We start from the raw sequence: 14698 nt of genomic DNA on the forward strand, positions 1-14698 counted from the left end.
GCGTTGAGGAGGGGCACGACCCATGCCGAATGAACGTGCCACGGTTCTACAGACGCCGGTTGGGGCCGATGTGCTGACCTTTACCCATCTCGTCGGCCGTGATGAGATCAGCCGATGTTTCGCGTATACCGTGGGGTTCGTCAGCAAGAGCCGTGAGATCGATCCGCTGAAGATGCTAGGCGGCGTCGTTTCCGTCGAAGGCGAATCCGATCCAAAGCGCTGGTTCAGCGGTCTGGTGTCGGATTTCACACTTACCCGCATAGAGGATCGGTTGACCTATTACGAGGCCAGCGTCAGGCCATGGCTCTGGTTCCTCGGCAACACCACCGACTGCCGCATTTTCCAGAACATGACCGCTGTCGAGATCGTTGAAAAGATCTTCTCGAAATACGGCATGGCCAAGTTCGAGAAGCGGCTGCAGGGGTCTTATCCCTCGCGCGAATATTGCGTGCAGTACGATGAGAGCGATCTCGATTTTGTGCAGCGGCTGCTCGAGCACGAAGGGATCTTCTATTTCTTCGAGCACGATGAGGGCAAGCACACGCTGGTGCTGTGCGATGCCATGAGTAAGCTGAAGCCGGCGCCAGGCTACGAGAAGGTGCTTTACAATTTCGAAGGCCATGGCTCGCGCCGTGATGTTGAATACATTACCGAATGGATTCCGGGCAGCGCCGTGCGTCCAGGCGCCTACGTTCATACAGACTATGATTTCGAGAAGCCCGGCGCTGACCTGATGGCGAAGTCCGCTCAGCCCTTCGCCCATCGGGAGGCTTCGGGTGAAAACTACCGTCAGCCCGGCGCGCATCTCGATGTCGGGCGTGGCGATAAGATTGCGGGTATCCGCCGCGAGGAACTCCAGGCTCTGCACCAGCACAGCACGGCGGTGGGAACCGTACGGGGGCTTTTTTCAGGCTGCAAGTTCACGCTGGAAAGTTTTCCGCGCGACGACCAGAACCAGGACTATCTGGTGATCAGCGCCGTATATCGGCTGTTCGATCCAGGCTACCGGACCCAGAACGAAGCCCATAGCGAGAATTTCAAGGTCGTGCTTGGCATCGCGCCCACCAAACTGCCCTACCGGCCTCCGCGCATCACGGCGCGACCGATCATGCGCGGACCGCAGACCGCGACCGTGGTCGGCCCGTCGGGCGAGGAGATCTTCACCGACAAATATGCTCGGGTGAAGGTGCAATTTCATTGGGACCGCCTCGGCAAGAAGGACCAGAACTCATCTTGCTTCGTGCGCGTGTCGCAGACCTGGGCCGGGAGCGGATGGGGCTTCATCCAGATCCCTCGCATCGGCCAGGAAGTTATAGTCGATTTCATCGAGGGCGATCCCGACCTGCCGATCATCACGGGTCGGGTCTACAACGCCGCTGAGATGCCGCCCTACGGACTGCCGGCCAATGCGACGCAATCGGGCTGGAAGTCCAACTCGTCAAAGGGCGGCGGCGGCTATAACGAACTAATGTTCGAGGACAAGGCCGGCTCAGAGCTGGTCAATTTCCAGGCGCAGAAGGACCACCATCTGCTGATCAAACACGATCGCAACAAGACCGTTCAGCACGACCAGTCCGACCGCATCGACCACGACGCCAAGCACTCGGTCGGCCATAACCTTGACGAAGACGTCGGCAACAACAAGACGGTCAAGGTCGGCGTCGACCAGACCACCAACGTCGGCAGCAACGATACCGAGACCGTGGGCGCGAACCGTTCGTTGACGGTCATGGCGAATGAGACCATCCATGTCGTCGCCAACTCGACGGAGAACATCGACGCCAACCATTCGCAGACGGTGGGTCTCAACCAGACGGTCACGGTGGGTGTCGCCCGCGTAGACACGGTGGGAGCCGCTGAAGCCCGAACAGTCGGCGCTTCGCAGACGAACGCGATCGGGGCGTCGCGATCGGTAAGCGTCGGGATAGACCAAAGCCATAGCATAGGCGCTGCCGATAACTGGTCGGTGGGTGCAACTCAGAGCATCCAGATCGGAGCGGACCAGAGCTTCGCTGTGGGTGGAGCGCAATCGTCCGAAATAGCCAAGGCAAGAAGCGCCAAGATTGGCGCGGATGACGGCACCGACGTCGGTGGCGCGCATGCGCTCAAGGTCGGGAAAGGCAGCGCCATCCAGATAGCCGAGGACAGTTCGATCAATGTTGGCAAGAATCTGGTGATCGAGGCGGGTGACTCGATCACGCTAAAATGCGGCGACGCAACGATCACCATGAAAAAAGATGGGACCATCGTCGCCGACGGTAAAGACATCATGCTGAAGGGCAGCGGCAAGATAAATGTCAAGGCTGACGGCGACGTGATTATCAAGGGAAGCTCCATCAACAATAACTGAGGGCGTCACGATGAAAGTTCTGGATCGCATTGACGGGGTTGTAATCGGCCTGCTTATCGGGTTCGATGCCGGAGTACCGCTTGTTGTATTCGCGGGCAATCAGCGCGAAACGGCGGTTGCGGCTCGTAGCCTGACGGAATTGGGGCCCTCAGCGGTGGGTTCGGAACTGGCTCTGATGTTTGAGGGGGGCGACCCTGCGCGGCCGCTCGTCGTTGGACGCATCGTCGATCCGGCTCATAAGGACAAGAAACTGCCGGTCGTTCGTGATGGGGATCGTCTCGTCATCACCGCGGATGAGCGCATTGAGCTGCGTTGCGGGGTGGCTTCGATCATTCTGGAGAAGAATGGCCGCGTGACCATTCGAGGCACCCAGTTGACCAGCCAGGCCAGTGGAACTAACCGTATTCGCGGTGGGGCCGTACATCTCAACTGAGGCGCTGCCGATGCATCGGGTCGCGACCATCGCTGCAATCGTGGACCAGCATGCCGAAGATGCGGCCTTCCTCTGGCAACGCCGTCGCAGAGAGATCGATGCTCCCATACTGGATGCTGCCGACATAGGTCGCTTAGATCAGCGGCTGGAGGCCAATCTCGAAGGACTTTTGGCCGCCGGCACGGCGGGCTGGGAAGCAGCTCTAGCACGCTTCACGGACTATCCTGAACCAAGCGAACTGTTCGTGCTGGGCACATTAGCTCTGCGCTGGGGAGACGCCGATCTGGTGACCGTCGCGATCGATGCTGCGGGGCCGCTCGGTGATGTCGGCACGTCGAGCCTCTCCGCGGCCATCGCCCGTACGCCGCGTGAGAGCCTGCGACCATTCGTGGCGGATTGGCTTCATACGAGGGACGCGTTGCGTCGCAGCCTCGGCCTCTCTTCGCTGTGGCATCATCGGGTGGATGCGGGGCCGTGGCTTCGCAATTTGACAAAAGATTCGGACCTGAGGGTGCGCAGACGCGCAGTCAAGCTTGCCGGAGCGGTCAAACGACGCGATCTCCTTGCAGAGGTGTTGACTGGACTTGACGGCGAGACGCCCGCCGAGCGCTTCACGGCTGCCGTAGCCGCTTGCCTGCTGGGCGAAATTCGAACCGCCCAACCCGTGATTGACAAGATCGTGACGGCGGACTCGGGATTGTCGGGACCGGCGATCGAGATAGGCCTGTTGACGAGGACGACGGCGGCCGGGAAGGCCTGGCTCCAGACGCATCTGGACCAGCCCGCGCTTCGTGGCGTTGCCACGGCCTCCATTGGTCTGCTCGGCAATCGCATGGTGATGCCGTGGCTAATAGAGAAAATGCGCGAACCAGACCTTGTCGTTGCTTCCGGGGCAGCGCTTCGCGACCTCTTCGAAGTTGATTTTGGCGATACCGACCTCTTTGCGGTCGATCCGGCTGCGCTCGGCAAGGATTTCGTCCATCTTGACGAGACCTCGCTGCCGGTGGCCGACAAGGTCGAGGAATGGTGGGACGAGGGCCGGGGCGGGCACTCTCACCGCCCTTTCAAATCGATGCGCCGGTTGCGGATCGGAGCGTTACGAGCCGCACTTGCTACGTCCGATGCGCCGCTTGCCGACTGGCGTGCCACGCGCCGGTACCCAGCCTGGACATGACATTATCCATAAGGGTCTTTTTTGAATGAACTGGTTACTTACCGCCCCCTGACGTGGGTCAACACCGCTGCGGCGCGCAGGCCATTCTCCGAGGCGAGCTCGCAGGCGGCGGTCGCACCGGGCGCATACTCCTTCAGGAAACTGTCGGCTGCCAACATCAGCACAAGAGCCCCGCTGGCAGCCCCTATGTCGCCGACTGTCATCGCCGGGAGGGCGGTCGGCAGGATTTCCCGTCGCGTCCGGTAGAAGCGCGGTCGTGTGAGCATCTGCTCCCATCCGCTGTAGCGCTCGCCATTGCCGTTGCTGACGACGAAATCAATGTCGGGCTCAGAGGGACCTGATCCCTTTACCGCGTCGCGTAACGCCTCTAGCAGAGCGTGCCCTTGGCTGTAACGCTCGGAAAGAACACTGTCCGTCTCGTGGGCTAGGCCCACGCCATGGATAGCAACTTGGATCTGCGCTTTTCCGTCGGGAGCGCGGGTCAACCGGATGAAGGCTGCGCCTTCGCCGGGTATCAGGCCTTGCGCGTTCTCTTCACTCTTGAGGCGACGAGCCTGCCCAAGACGAGCCAAATCCACGGCGTTGATGAGGCTGTCGACGCCGCCGAGCAGGACCTGTTCGACGTCCTGCAGTTCCATCAACTCCGCCGCGCGCTCCAGCAACCCGATACTTGCGGCAGCGCCGCCGTCTGCTGCGCGCGAGGAAGCATGGAACTTCTGACCGGTCGTCGCAATTATCGCGGCCAGAAAATCCGCCGGTGCGATGTCGGCGTAGGCCGGATGATTGCGAAAGCTCTCCGGCGGAGTAAGCAGAATGGCGGTCGCTTCGGAATTGATTTTGCCGGTCAGCAATGTCTCGCGGACTGCCCGCGCCGCAATGTTGACAAGCCACTGCCCCTCCGTCCTTCGCAGTCGGGAGCGAGCCGGGATTCGCGCCACGACCTGGGTAGCGCCAAATGGCGTAGCAAGCACGGCGTCTTCGAAAGCAGACAGACTTGCCCGAATCGCTGCGAGGGTTTGCCGAGCGTTCAATCCCGCTGCGGTAACCGCCCCAGCCCCCGAGACATAAAGCGGTCGCTTCATAGTCGCCACACCGGTCGATCCGGTATCGTTCCATCGCCGCCAAGGGCGGAGCGATACTCCTTTCCCCTGCGTCGAGCCAAAAGAAGAGCTGGCGTAACGTGGCCAAAGACGATCTCGCGTATGTTCGGGGCATTCCTGCGCGTTGTGGTTGAATGCCTTGCTTTCAGGGTAACGCGCGAAATTTCGGGCTCGATGATGATCGTGTCTGGTACAAAAGACTGCTCTTGCACCTTGTCATCATAGATCAATCTCAAGGGCGCGGTGACCCTTGGCAGGCGAAAGCTCCAGCGCCCATCCGGCGTTAGGCCAATGAGTGTTACCTCCTCGCCGCCGGCAAGCCGCGGCAATTGTTGATCGGTCGGTGCGCACAGATAGTGTCGAGGGTCGAGATCCTTCGGGGGCAGAGGCCATTGTGTGTCGATCCAGCTTTGATCATAAGTACCTGCTAAGCCGAGGCGCGGCTGCCATCCGCGCGCGAGCACGCCGAAGCCAGCCGGCTGCGGGCGGTCAGATGCGCTTAGAAACGGCTCACCCGGATACGTTATATTTGGGGCCTGCGTCCTGACGGTCGGATCGGCGGAAGCCGCATGGCGAAAACCGACTCCCACTGGGTTGCGAGATTCGACAGTCCCATCGGGCGTAGTGCCGCCGTATGCCCGCTCATATACGATTGGCATTGTCCTGAAAGGGTGCGGCGCGCTGTAGCTGCCGGAATCGAAAATGCGGTCACCGACGACGTTGAGGACCTTGCGAATGCCGGCGACGCTGAGGCCTACTTGCATCTCGCGCACCGGTTTTCCGTTCGGAGCGTGGGCCGTGCCATTGACGATTACCTCCGCCTTCGGCTTGATGGGGGCAATGTCGGCCTCGTACCGGCTCGACGAGCGGGCTGGGTCACCGAAGGGCACGTCACCGAATGCCACTGGCAGCTGTTCGTCCGCGGGACGCAGCGAACCATTCGGTTGCGGCACATCGAAACTGGCCGACAACATCGTTACAAGCACTTCCTGTCCATCAGCATCCATTTGGAGGTGAGTCGCGGCAGCGAAGGGCGTGCGATTTTCGAGCCAAACATCAAAGGCCACGGCTCAGCTCCAGTTACCATTCTCGTCAAGCCCGATCGGCCAGTAGGGCATGCAGGTGAGCAGTCGCACGTAGTCCTTTCGCCCGTCTTCGACCAACCAGGCGAGCATTGCCGTCTGGGGAGGCACGCGATCGGCCGGAGGAAGATCACCGTTCAGCTCGTCAAAGGACAGCCAATATGTGCGAAAAAACCAGACAACCTCCGGGGCGGATGCGGGCCCAGCTAGCCGTTTGTCGTAGGCGAGGTCAACAGCCTCGGCCTTCTTGTAGCCATCGAGCACGAAGGCTTCGACACAATCCTGCCACCACGCATCGCCGACCTCATATGCCGTTGGGAAGTCGGCAACATATTGGGCATATAGTCTCCGATGGGCTTCGGTTGCATCGGCAAGGGGTTTTTCTTGCCCCTGGTCACGAATTTCTCCATAGAGATCCTTCGGTGCCCCAAGCAATTGGCGCACAGCTTTGTCGACGTTGTGGACGATCTTGAACGCCATCTCAGCAGGTCTCCTCGTCCGGAGATTGACCGATAGGCACGAAAACAAGGCCTTTCACGAGTTCATAGACATCCGGTGCGACGCTAGGTAGGTCGTCGACCAGCAGATCGATCGCGAGTTGGAAGTCTACCTCGGGCTCGTCATCTGCTCCCCAGTCGGTTTCCTCGATGTCATCGCTACCGGGAGCCTCGCGACTTTCATTGTGCAGGTTAAGATTGTCTATTTCTAGGAAGTATTTTCGGAAGACATGGAGAACGCGCGGGTGTGCGGTTGGTCCCGCCGGCCAGCGGGATTCGAACTCATTTTGGGGGGCCGAGCCGACGAGTTTTGATGCATCGCGAACAGCTTGAGCCTTCCACCAGGTCATCACCCCCGGCAGGATTGTGCGCATTTCGGCAAGATAGTGAGCCTGAATATCTTTGTAGCGTTTGTCCATCGCATTACCTCCTCTAGGACCGGCCCGCTCTAATGCTGGCGCCAATCTTGGACACCTTGGTCCCCTGAGTATTCGAGTGCGCACGGCAATGCGGCCGCACCATCTCCGGCTTGCTCATGAGTTTCTTGAATGCCTCGGGCGATGGTTTCAGATGACAGCCGCCAAGTTCCCATGCGCGATTCAAAGGTGGCTGATGATCGGGCGTCATCTTCTTTCGGTCGCGGTTCTTGTAGCGCCTCTTTCCGCCCGAGTCCTTCTTGCCGTAATCTTCCTCCCTCAGCCATTTGCCGCCTAGCGTCTTGGCCCGCTTGCTTGCCCTGATCTGCTTCGCGCATTCCCAGCACCGCTTTCCGTAGACTTCATCTTTCTGCGGTTGCTTAATGCTTGGGCGGTGTTTGTCGCTATTGTAGGGTGTTTTGCATTTGCTTTTTCGATAATTGCTACCGAGCGCCGCCTTCAGAATCACCAGCGCGCCGGGGGCAGTGCAATTCGGTGGTTTGCTGGCTTCGTTCTGCAGCAATGGGTCGCCATGACGGCAGACCCCCTTGCCCTCGACCTTTACTGTAAAGGACCAAAGCGTGAAGTTCCCCTTGCCTTTGGTCTTATGCGTTATGACGCCGCCGCCCTGCGTGCCGGGCTCGTTTCCGGTACTTGTCGAGATCTCAGAAACATCCTCAAGTGCGGTTGGATTGCCGTCGGCCTTGACGCTCTTGCTACCTTTCGTCAGGTCGCTGGCGAACAGCATATTGACATAGGGTACGGGGATCGGACCGGCTGGCGGTGGCGGCGGTGTCAGACAAACATCTCCGGGCGCAATACCTTTTCCGTCACTGCCTTTGTGAAACCACCCCATTTTCTCCGCGAATACGGTGCATCCCATGTCTAGAATTCCACCGTTTGAGCCGGTGCCGCACGCATGCCGGGTAAAGCGTTTGCGGCCAGGTCGTGAATGTCGGAGAAGCTGAACTCCTTCACTTCCCAGTCGTCACTCCAGAAGACAATTCGCGACGACCCTGCGCCGGGGCTTGGTGCGGGCAATTCCTCCAGATGCTCCGTCAACCTTCCCTGGGACCAATGGTCGGCCACGCATCCCTGAAGTGATGCAACCACCGCATCGAACCAGGGGTCGCCTGGATCAGGGGGGGGACCCAGCCTAATGACCGCGAAAGGATAGCGCCGGCCGACGCGGTCCTCGCTCATTCGCCAGGCGCCGGCACAGGGTTGGTCACTGAAAATTCCTTCCTGAATGACAAAACGCCATGCGCGCGAGTCTAACTCGCCCTCATCGGGTCGCGCGCGCAGTTCCATTGACATCCACCGGTCCCATCGGTCGATGAAAGTCCGCGGCAAGTTCCAGGCGACGAAATCGCCGGTCGCCGGTATCTTGCCGAAAAAGCCAATGATCAGATCTGCGGCGGACATGTGAACTTCTTGAACATTTCGAGTGTGTATGGATTCTCGACACTGGCCGCCTTGAGCTCGAAGTCGGCCCACATCCCCTTCGTACCGAGCCGCAGGCTATAGACGTCGGTGAGCTTGGTCGCCGCGAAGCGGCCGCCGCGCAGCATTCTGAGCCAGGCCCAGCTGCCGGTTTCGTTGAGCATCACTTCGGGCGAGCCGTCGACCGGCTGGAAGGCAAGCGAGATCACCCCGGTCCCGTCCTTGCCGGGCCACGTCATCGGCTGCGGCCTGGTTGCATTGTTGTAGTAGACGAGGTTCTGGCCATCGAGGTTGAGCGTCACCCGCGCCGCGCCGGGTGCGAGGTCCTTGGGTTCCAGGGTGAAATTCATCACCGGGCCGGTGCCGCCTGGAAACAGGTCGTCGCGGATATGCCTGGCCTGCTCGAACGCTGCGAGCGCCGCCGGGTCGAGGCCGAAATCGGCCCGCCATTTCCACGGCTCGCTGGCGGTGTCGACATAGTTGATCAGATGGTCGTTGATGAAAGCATCGATCAGGCCGGTCGGCCCGAACAGCCGCTGGAAGTCGCGCACGTTGACGTCGACCGCGCTGTCGGCGCTGAATGGATAGCGGTTGTTGAGTGCCGCCTGGCAGAAGGGGAGTATGTCGGCCCGCCAGATGGCATTGAGCTCGTTGGTTACAGCCTTTTGCGACAAGCCACTGGTGTCGCCGGCAATACCGCCCAGCCAGTCGTTGACCGGCGAGGGCAGGATCTGTGCTTGTCTCGCAACCGCGCCTGTCAGTTCGGCAAGGCCGCCCTGCTTCTTGATCGCGTCCTGCGGGTTGGGATTGGCGGTGACCGTCTGCAGAACGTTCGACAGAGCCGTCAGCGCCACGATCGCCGCGTCGAGCGCCGGCGGCTGGCCGTCGACCTGTGCGATGGTGCCCTTGAGCGGCTTGAAATGGTCGGCCACCAGGCTGCCGGTCATGTCCACCTGGTTGGCGGAGCCGGCGCGAGGCAGGAGCTTGGCGCCTGAGGTCACCACCTTGCCGAGCTTGCCAAGCTTGCTCAGCAGCTTCGAACCGGTCTTGGCGGCAGCGCCGCTTTGGCCATCGGCCGGCGCCTCGTCGGAACGGGTGAGGTCGGTCTCCTGCACCACTGCCGTCAACAGGCGCTTCAGCGCGGAGTCGGCGCTTGACAGATCCTTGAGGTTCTCACTGGCTATGTTGAGATCGGTCAGCGGTGAAAGCCGCATGTCGCGCAGGAAAGAGTCCCACTGCGCGATATAGTCGTCGTAATAGAGCTTCAGGATGTCCTGGGAGAGCGCCGAGACCGACGTCTCCGAATTCTCCTCGCAGCCGCCGGCAAACACCGCCCGGTCCAACGCGGCCTGGCCGGCGACATCCTCGACTCGGTCGAGGACCGCGTCATGGAAGCCGGCATAGGTATAGGGGCCTGGAACGCCGACACGCAGTGTTTTGTCGGAACGGCGCGCGAACACCTTGGCGCCATTCGGCCCGGCGAAATTGGCCGGCGCCCATTCCTTGATGGCTGCTACTTCCGGGTCGGCCAGGAGTTGCCTGTAGGCGCGCTCGGGCAGTGAGATCGTGCACACGGTCTTCAGCGCCTCCGCGACCAGTGCCTTGTCCGGGGCGATGTAGCTGTCATCGACTGCCATGCGGCGGATGGCGGCGATTTGGTGCTCTTCGGCGTCGGCCGTGGGGAAAGGCGGAGCCGGCGCGAATTGCGGCAGACTGTTCACCCACCAGTTCTGGACGAAATCGGTGTCCATTTGCGACAGGCCGGTCATCATCCGGTAGGTCTTCAGCGCGCCGAGCATGAAGTCCGGATCGCGGATTTGCCGCCACATCGTGGCCTCGAGCAGGGCGACCATATGCGGCTCGAGCACGTTGCGCAGCGCATGGTCGTAGGTATCCGTCTGTGCGCGCATCAACTCCGCCGAAGCGGTCGGCCCGAGCAGGTTATGGACGGCGTCTGGCGGCGGCGTTCGAGCCGTCGCGACTGCGCCCATCGCCGACAGCGCGCCATCCAAGGTCGGCTGCTCGACCGCAGCCGGCATGGCGGCCACCTCGGTGAGCGGCCCCTGCAGGGCTTCGAACTGGCCGGCCTGTTCGGCAATCGCGTTGCGGTTGTCGAGGTAGGACCAGGTGAACAGGCCGCCAGCCAGCAGAGCCGCGAGCCCACAGGCGGCGGCAGCCCCGCGCCACATCCAGGCGCGGCGACGCTGCGCTAGCGGATCGAACGTACCAAGGCCGGCCTCCTTGAAGATAACCTCGGTCAGAAGGTTCTTGAGGAAGAAGCTGCGCCTCTCAACGCGCGCCGCCGCTATGGCGCGGCGCGGCGGCAGGCCGAAGGAGGAGGACAACGCCGCGGTCAGCCGGTCGATGGGAGCGCCTTCCTGGGTCGCCGATGTTAGATAGAGCCCGCGCAACCAGCCGGCTTCCTCATAGCGGCTTTCGCCGAATATTGCCTCGATCAATGTCTTGATCGGCTCGCCGAGGCTCGCCAGCTGGGCTGGAAAGCGGAAGATCTCGGCGCGCGAGGCGAGCTTGTCTTCGTCTTCCAGGCGTGGCACCAACCTCCGCTCCAGCTCGGTGGCGAGCCTGGAGAGCTCCGCCAGGATCGTGCCGGCGTTGACTTGGGCCTCGAGCGGAAAGGTTGTTCCCCATACCTGCTCGCGCGCGCTTGTCGACAAGCCACCGAAGAAGGCTTCGAAGCCTTTGATCAGGTCTGCCTTGGTCAGCATCAGGTAGACGGGCAGGCGGATCTCTAGCCGATCATTCAGCTCGGCCAGTCGGCGGCGGATCTTGCGGCCGTGCGCCTTGATCGCTTCCTCGCCCTCCGAGAGCGCGTCGATCGACAGCGCGACAATGACGCCGTTGAGTGCTCGGCGGCCGCGGTGCTTTTTCAAAAGGTCAAGGAAGCCCAGCCATTCCGCAGCATCGACGTCCGGCTGGCTCTCCTGCTGGACGTAGCGCCCCGCGGTGTCGATCAGCACCGCGTTTTCGGAGAAGAACCAGTCACAATTGCGCGTGCCGCCAACGCCTTGCAAATCGTCGGTAAGGTCGATTGGAAAATTGAGACCCGATTGGCGCAACGCGGTGGTCTTGCCGGTGGCCGGAGGTCCGACGATCACATACCATGGCATTTCGCGCAGGAACTTGCGTCCGCCGAGCTTGCGCCGCTTGAGCTCGGCCATCACCTCGCCGAACTTGGCGCCGACGGCTGCAACGCTCTCCTCGCCAGGGGTGAGCTGTTTTTCGGCTACGGGAGCTGCGATCTCGGCGACGAACATGCGATTGGCGCGAATGGCGCGCCGTTGCGCGATGATCAGCCAGATCAGCCATAAGAAGATCAGTCCGACGACGATGGCGATGCGCACATTGTCGGATTCGAATGGCGCGTAGGGACCGACCCTTACGATCGGGCCGAACACCCAGATCAACAGCGAAAGCAGTGCAATGCCGATCAGGGTCCACAGAAATCGCGAGGTGATGACCGCCCACAGGAAGCGCAGGATGAACATCTCAGAGCCTCTTCTCGACCAGGACCTCGACGCGCCGGTTAAGCGCGCGGCCCTCGCGCGTCGAGTTGTCGGCCACCGGATCGGTGTCGGCGCGGCCCTCGGAATGGATGCGCGCCTGTGGCACGCCAGCCTGTACCAGGAGGTCCCCTATGGTCTGCGCGCGTGCCTCCGAGAGCCGCTGGTTGCTCGCCAGGGGGTTGGACCGCTGCAGGCGCACATTGTCGGTATGGCCGATGATGGTGATGTTTCCAGTCAGCTCCTGATTGGCGAGGATCACCTTGGCGATCGAGGCGATCAGCGGCTCATAGCCTTGGGACAGTGTCGGCCGCGAGGACTGGAAGAGCTCTGGGTTGGAGGACTGGATGATCAGCTTGGCCAGCGAGACGCTCTCGGTGCCGCTGAGCGCGCCCTTGAGGCTTGCCGGCGCTTCGGCCTTGAATGCGGGCAAAAGCGCGAAATCGACCGCCTGTGGCGGTTCAGGTTCGGGCGCATCCTGCTTTGGTGCGGCGCGGGTAACGTCCGCCCGAGAGGCCGGCGGCAGGGTGCGGACCAGTGCGGACAGTTCAACCGCCTGGCTGCTCAAGCTCATCGACAGGCCGATATAAGCGGCGGCGACGATGGCAATTGCAGCAAGGGCCATCACCCATATCGGGACGATGAAGCGCTGCGGCTCGTCGGAAGCGATTACGCCTTTCCAGTTCGGCGACAGTGGCGCGCTGTCGGCGTCGGCATTGCGAAGGACGCGCGCGGCTGCCACACGCACACCAGTGAGCGAGCGGTCGCCGGCTCGGCCGGGCACCCGATACTTGCCACGAAAGCCGAGCGCCAGGCAGTAATACTGAAGCTCCAGCATCTCGCGGTCACGGTTGGGATGGCGCTCGAGCTCGTCAAGGCGGGTGAAAAACTGGGTGCCGGCATCGACGTCGCCACGCAGCATGACCACGAGCGGCTGTCGCGGCCAGGCGCTGGCGCCGCCCCATGGCGTGTTGAGCGCGAGGTCGTCGAGCAATGCCGCCACGGCCCATGCCGCCTGATCGGCGCGCTCCAGCGAGGAGCCCGCTGCCATAACGGCGTCGCGCGCCTGAACCAACTCGTCGAGCAGGCGTGTGCGCATTGCTTCGGGGTTTTCCGGCGCCAGAGCGCTTTCGAGCTCGGGGGCGAATTCGAGCAGTGGCGCGAAGATGTTGATGAGCGGGTTGGGATGAACACGCGCCCTCTTGACCGGTGCGCCTGGCGTCAGCGGCGCCAGCGGCCGCGGCGCAACGCCCGCCAGCCTGATGCGCGTGCGCTCGCGATCCTCCGACAGGCCGAAAGGATCATCCCGGCTCATCACCTGTTCACCGAATAGCAGTCGACCTGCGGCTCGCTGTCCAGGACTCCGGAAACGCCAATGACGAAGCCGGGCGCGTCGAGCAAGGAGGCCCAATGCTCGCTCTTCTGATCGAGCTCCAGGCACAGCCGGTCGCCATCATAGGGAATCTCGCGTGGCTGCGAATGGAGCGGTTTGAGCGGAATGCCCGGCAGGCGCGACTTCCAAAGCCCTTCGAACTGGTCCGCGGCGCCGACTGTCGCCTGGTTGACGAAGATCTTGCGCAGCGCGTCTTCCGAAAGCTCCGATCCCACGCGGATGACGATCCGGCTGGCGAGCAAAAGCTTTGGGTTGTCGATGCGTACTTTCCAGACATTGGTGGCGTGCCGCATGACCGGCAGCGCGCGCGATTTCGGTTCGATGTAGCGCAGGCTGAGGATGAGCGAACGCAGGGCGTCGGCCAGTGCCATATAGGCGGGGCCGGGGGCCATGTGGTCGTAGGGCGGCAGATCGCCGAGCCGGCGCGAGCTCGAGCCGTAGGTTGCCATCTCGCCGGCGAGTCCGGCAAGTTCGAGATAGAGTTCGGCTGGATGAAAGACATCCTGCGCCAGCATATGGGCAAGGCGCGGGCGAGCGGCATTGGCCAGGTGCAGCATCAAGAGGTCTTCTACGCTGCGGCCGGCGCCGCCCATCACCATCTTGCCATGCGCTTCGCCGATTTGCTCGAGGCCGGTGACGACCTCCTGCAGCAATTGCCTATACCAGTGGACCGCGCCGGTGATCAGCGTCGGCGGCAGGAACGTCTCGTCGAGCGAGATGCCGCCGTCGGCGCGTACACCTTTGATGTCGGCGATCGGCAAGGCGGTATAGCCGCCGACCGATTTGCCGGGCGCAAGCAGCGCCGCTTGCGGCCTTGCGATCTCGATCTCCTCGGGATCGCCGGCACTTTGGACGGCATCGCGCACCGATACGATCCTGCCGTGGTAACGCGCGCCCGTCGACGCCGCATGCGCCGGGTCGAATCCCACGCCTCCGGGGGGCTCGAGCGGCAGTGCGACCAGCACCGGCCCGCCGCCCGTGTCGGGTGTGACCGGCAGCGGCTTCGGCGCATCCATCAGGTCGGGAATGGAAAAAGGCGTGCCGTCCGGGAAAATGCCCCGGGCGGACACGATCGAAACCTGACCGGCGTCAAGCAGCGACTGGTCGAGGGTCAGTTGCTGGAAGCCGAAAGTATGGAGCTGGCCGGCCCGCAATGCGCCGCGCACCATGCCTTCGAAGAACCGATCCTGCTGCTGGAAGTGCTGGGTCCTGAGAAACAGGCCCTCCGACCACAGCACCCTGTTTGCATCGCTCATGCCGCTACTTTCTGCACGCAACTATATGCTGCT

General features: G+C 62.1%; 12 protein-coding genes. 3 read left to right on the forward strand and 9 right to left on the reverse strand.

All coding sequences use genetic code 11. The features are described from left to right. Positions 1 to 22: 22 nt before the first annotated feature. The 3 genes from tssI to LB554_RS16220 are packed head-to-tail and all read left to right on the forward strand — an operon-like array spanning position 23 to position 3957. Positions 23 to 2350, forward strand: a complete 2328-nt coding sequence (gene tssI, locus LB554_RS16210; protein ID WP_224585560.1) for a type VI secretion system tip protein VgrG — start codon at positions 23 to 25, stop codon at positions 2348 to 2350. Positions 2351 to 2360: 10 nt separating this feature from the next. Next, positions 2361 to 2783, forward strand: a complete 423-nt coding sequence (locus LB554_RS16215; RefSeq protein ID WP_141907350.1) for a DUF6484 domain-containing protein — start codon at positions 2361 to 2363, stop codon at positions 2781 to 2783. A gap of 10 nt (positions 2784 to 2793) precedes the next feature. Continuing rightward, positions 2794 to 3957: a hypothetical protein gene (locus tag LB554_RS16220; RefSeq protein ID WP_224585562.1), complete on the forward strand. Its 1164-nt coding sequence runs from the start codon at positions 2794 to 2796 to the stop codon at positions 3955 to 3957. Positions 3958 to 3995: 38 nt separating this feature from the next. Here LB554_RS16220 and LB554_RS16225 read toward each other — a convergent pair whose 3' ends face one another. From LB554_RS16225 to tssK, 9 genes are all read right to left on the reverse strand, one after another. Beyond that, positions 3996 to 4808 carry a beta-ketoacyl synthase N-terminal-like domain-containing protein gene (locus tag LB554_RS16225; protein WP_224585564.1) on the reverse strand — a complete coding sequence of 271 codons (813 nt, stop codon included), beginning with the start codon at positions 4806 to 4808 and terminating at the stop codon, positions 3996 to 3998. 227 nt (positions 4809 to 5035) lie between these two features. Then, positions 5036 to 6124 carry a DUF2169 domain-containing protein gene (locus LB554_RS16230; protein ID WP_141907353.1) on the reverse strand — a complete coding sequence of 363 codons (1089 nt, stop codon included), beginning with the start codon at positions 6122 to 6124 and terminating at the stop codon, positions 5036 to 5038. A gap of 3 nt (positions 6125 to 6127) precedes the next feature. After that, positions 6128 to 6619, reverse strand: coding sequence for a hypothetical protein (locus tag LB554_RS16235; RefSeq protein WP_224585566.1), 492 nt, complete (start codon positions 6617 to 6619; stop codon positions 6128 to 6130). 1 nt (position 6620) lies between these two features. Beyond that, the gene (locus tag LB554_RS16240) at positions 6621 to 7055 is read right to left on the reverse strand and encodes a hypothetical protein (RefSeq protein WP_141907355.1); all 435 of its coding nucleotides are present in this window, start codon (positions 7053 to 7055) and stop codon (positions 6621 to 6623) included. Between the two features lie 13 nt (positions 7056 to 7068). Next, positions 7069 to 7935: a DUF4150 domain-containing protein gene (locus tag LB554_RS16245; RefSeq protein WP_141907356.1), complete on the reverse strand. Its 867-nt coding sequence runs from the start codon at positions 7933 to 7935 to the stop codon at positions 7069 to 7071. Positions 7936 to 7937: 2 nt separating this feature from the next. Next, positions 7938 to 8477, reverse strand: coding sequence for a type VI secretion system-associated protein TagF (gene tagF / locus LB554_RS16250; RefSeq protein WP_141907357.1), 540 nt, complete (start codon positions 8475 to 8477; stop codon positions 7938 to 7940). After that, on the reverse strand, positions 8459 to 12001 hold the full coding sequence (gene tssM / locus LB554_RS16255) for a type VI secretion system membrane subunit TssM (RefSeq protein ID WP_141907358.1): 3543 nt from the start codon (positions 11999 to 12001) through the stop codon (positions 8459 to 8461). Before tssM ends, tagF begins: the two co-directional genes overlap by 19 nt. Before the next feature lies 1 nt (position 12002). Continuing rightward, positions 12003 to 13331: a type VI secretion system protein TssL, long form gene (gene tssL / locus LB554_RS16260; protein WP_140789679.1), complete on the reverse strand. Its 1329-nt coding sequence runs from the start codon at positions 13329 to 13331 to the stop codon at positions 12003 to 12005. Continuing rightward, positions 13331 to 14665: a type VI secretion system baseplate subunit TssK gene (tssK, locus tag LB554_RS16265; RefSeq protein ID WP_224585568.1), complete on the reverse strand. Its 1335-nt coding sequence runs from the start codon at positions 14663 to 14665 to the stop codon at positions 13331 to 13333. The genes tssL and tssK overlap by 1 nt, the downstream gene beginning before the upstream one ends. Positions 14666 to 14698 lie beyond the last annotated feature (33 nt).

Source organism: Mesorhizobium sp. CO1-1-11 (assembly GCF_020164995.1).
GTDB classification, from domain to species: Bacteria; Pseudomonadota; Alphaproteobacteria; order Rhizobiales; family Rhizobiaceae; genus Mesorhizobium; species Mesorhizobium australicum.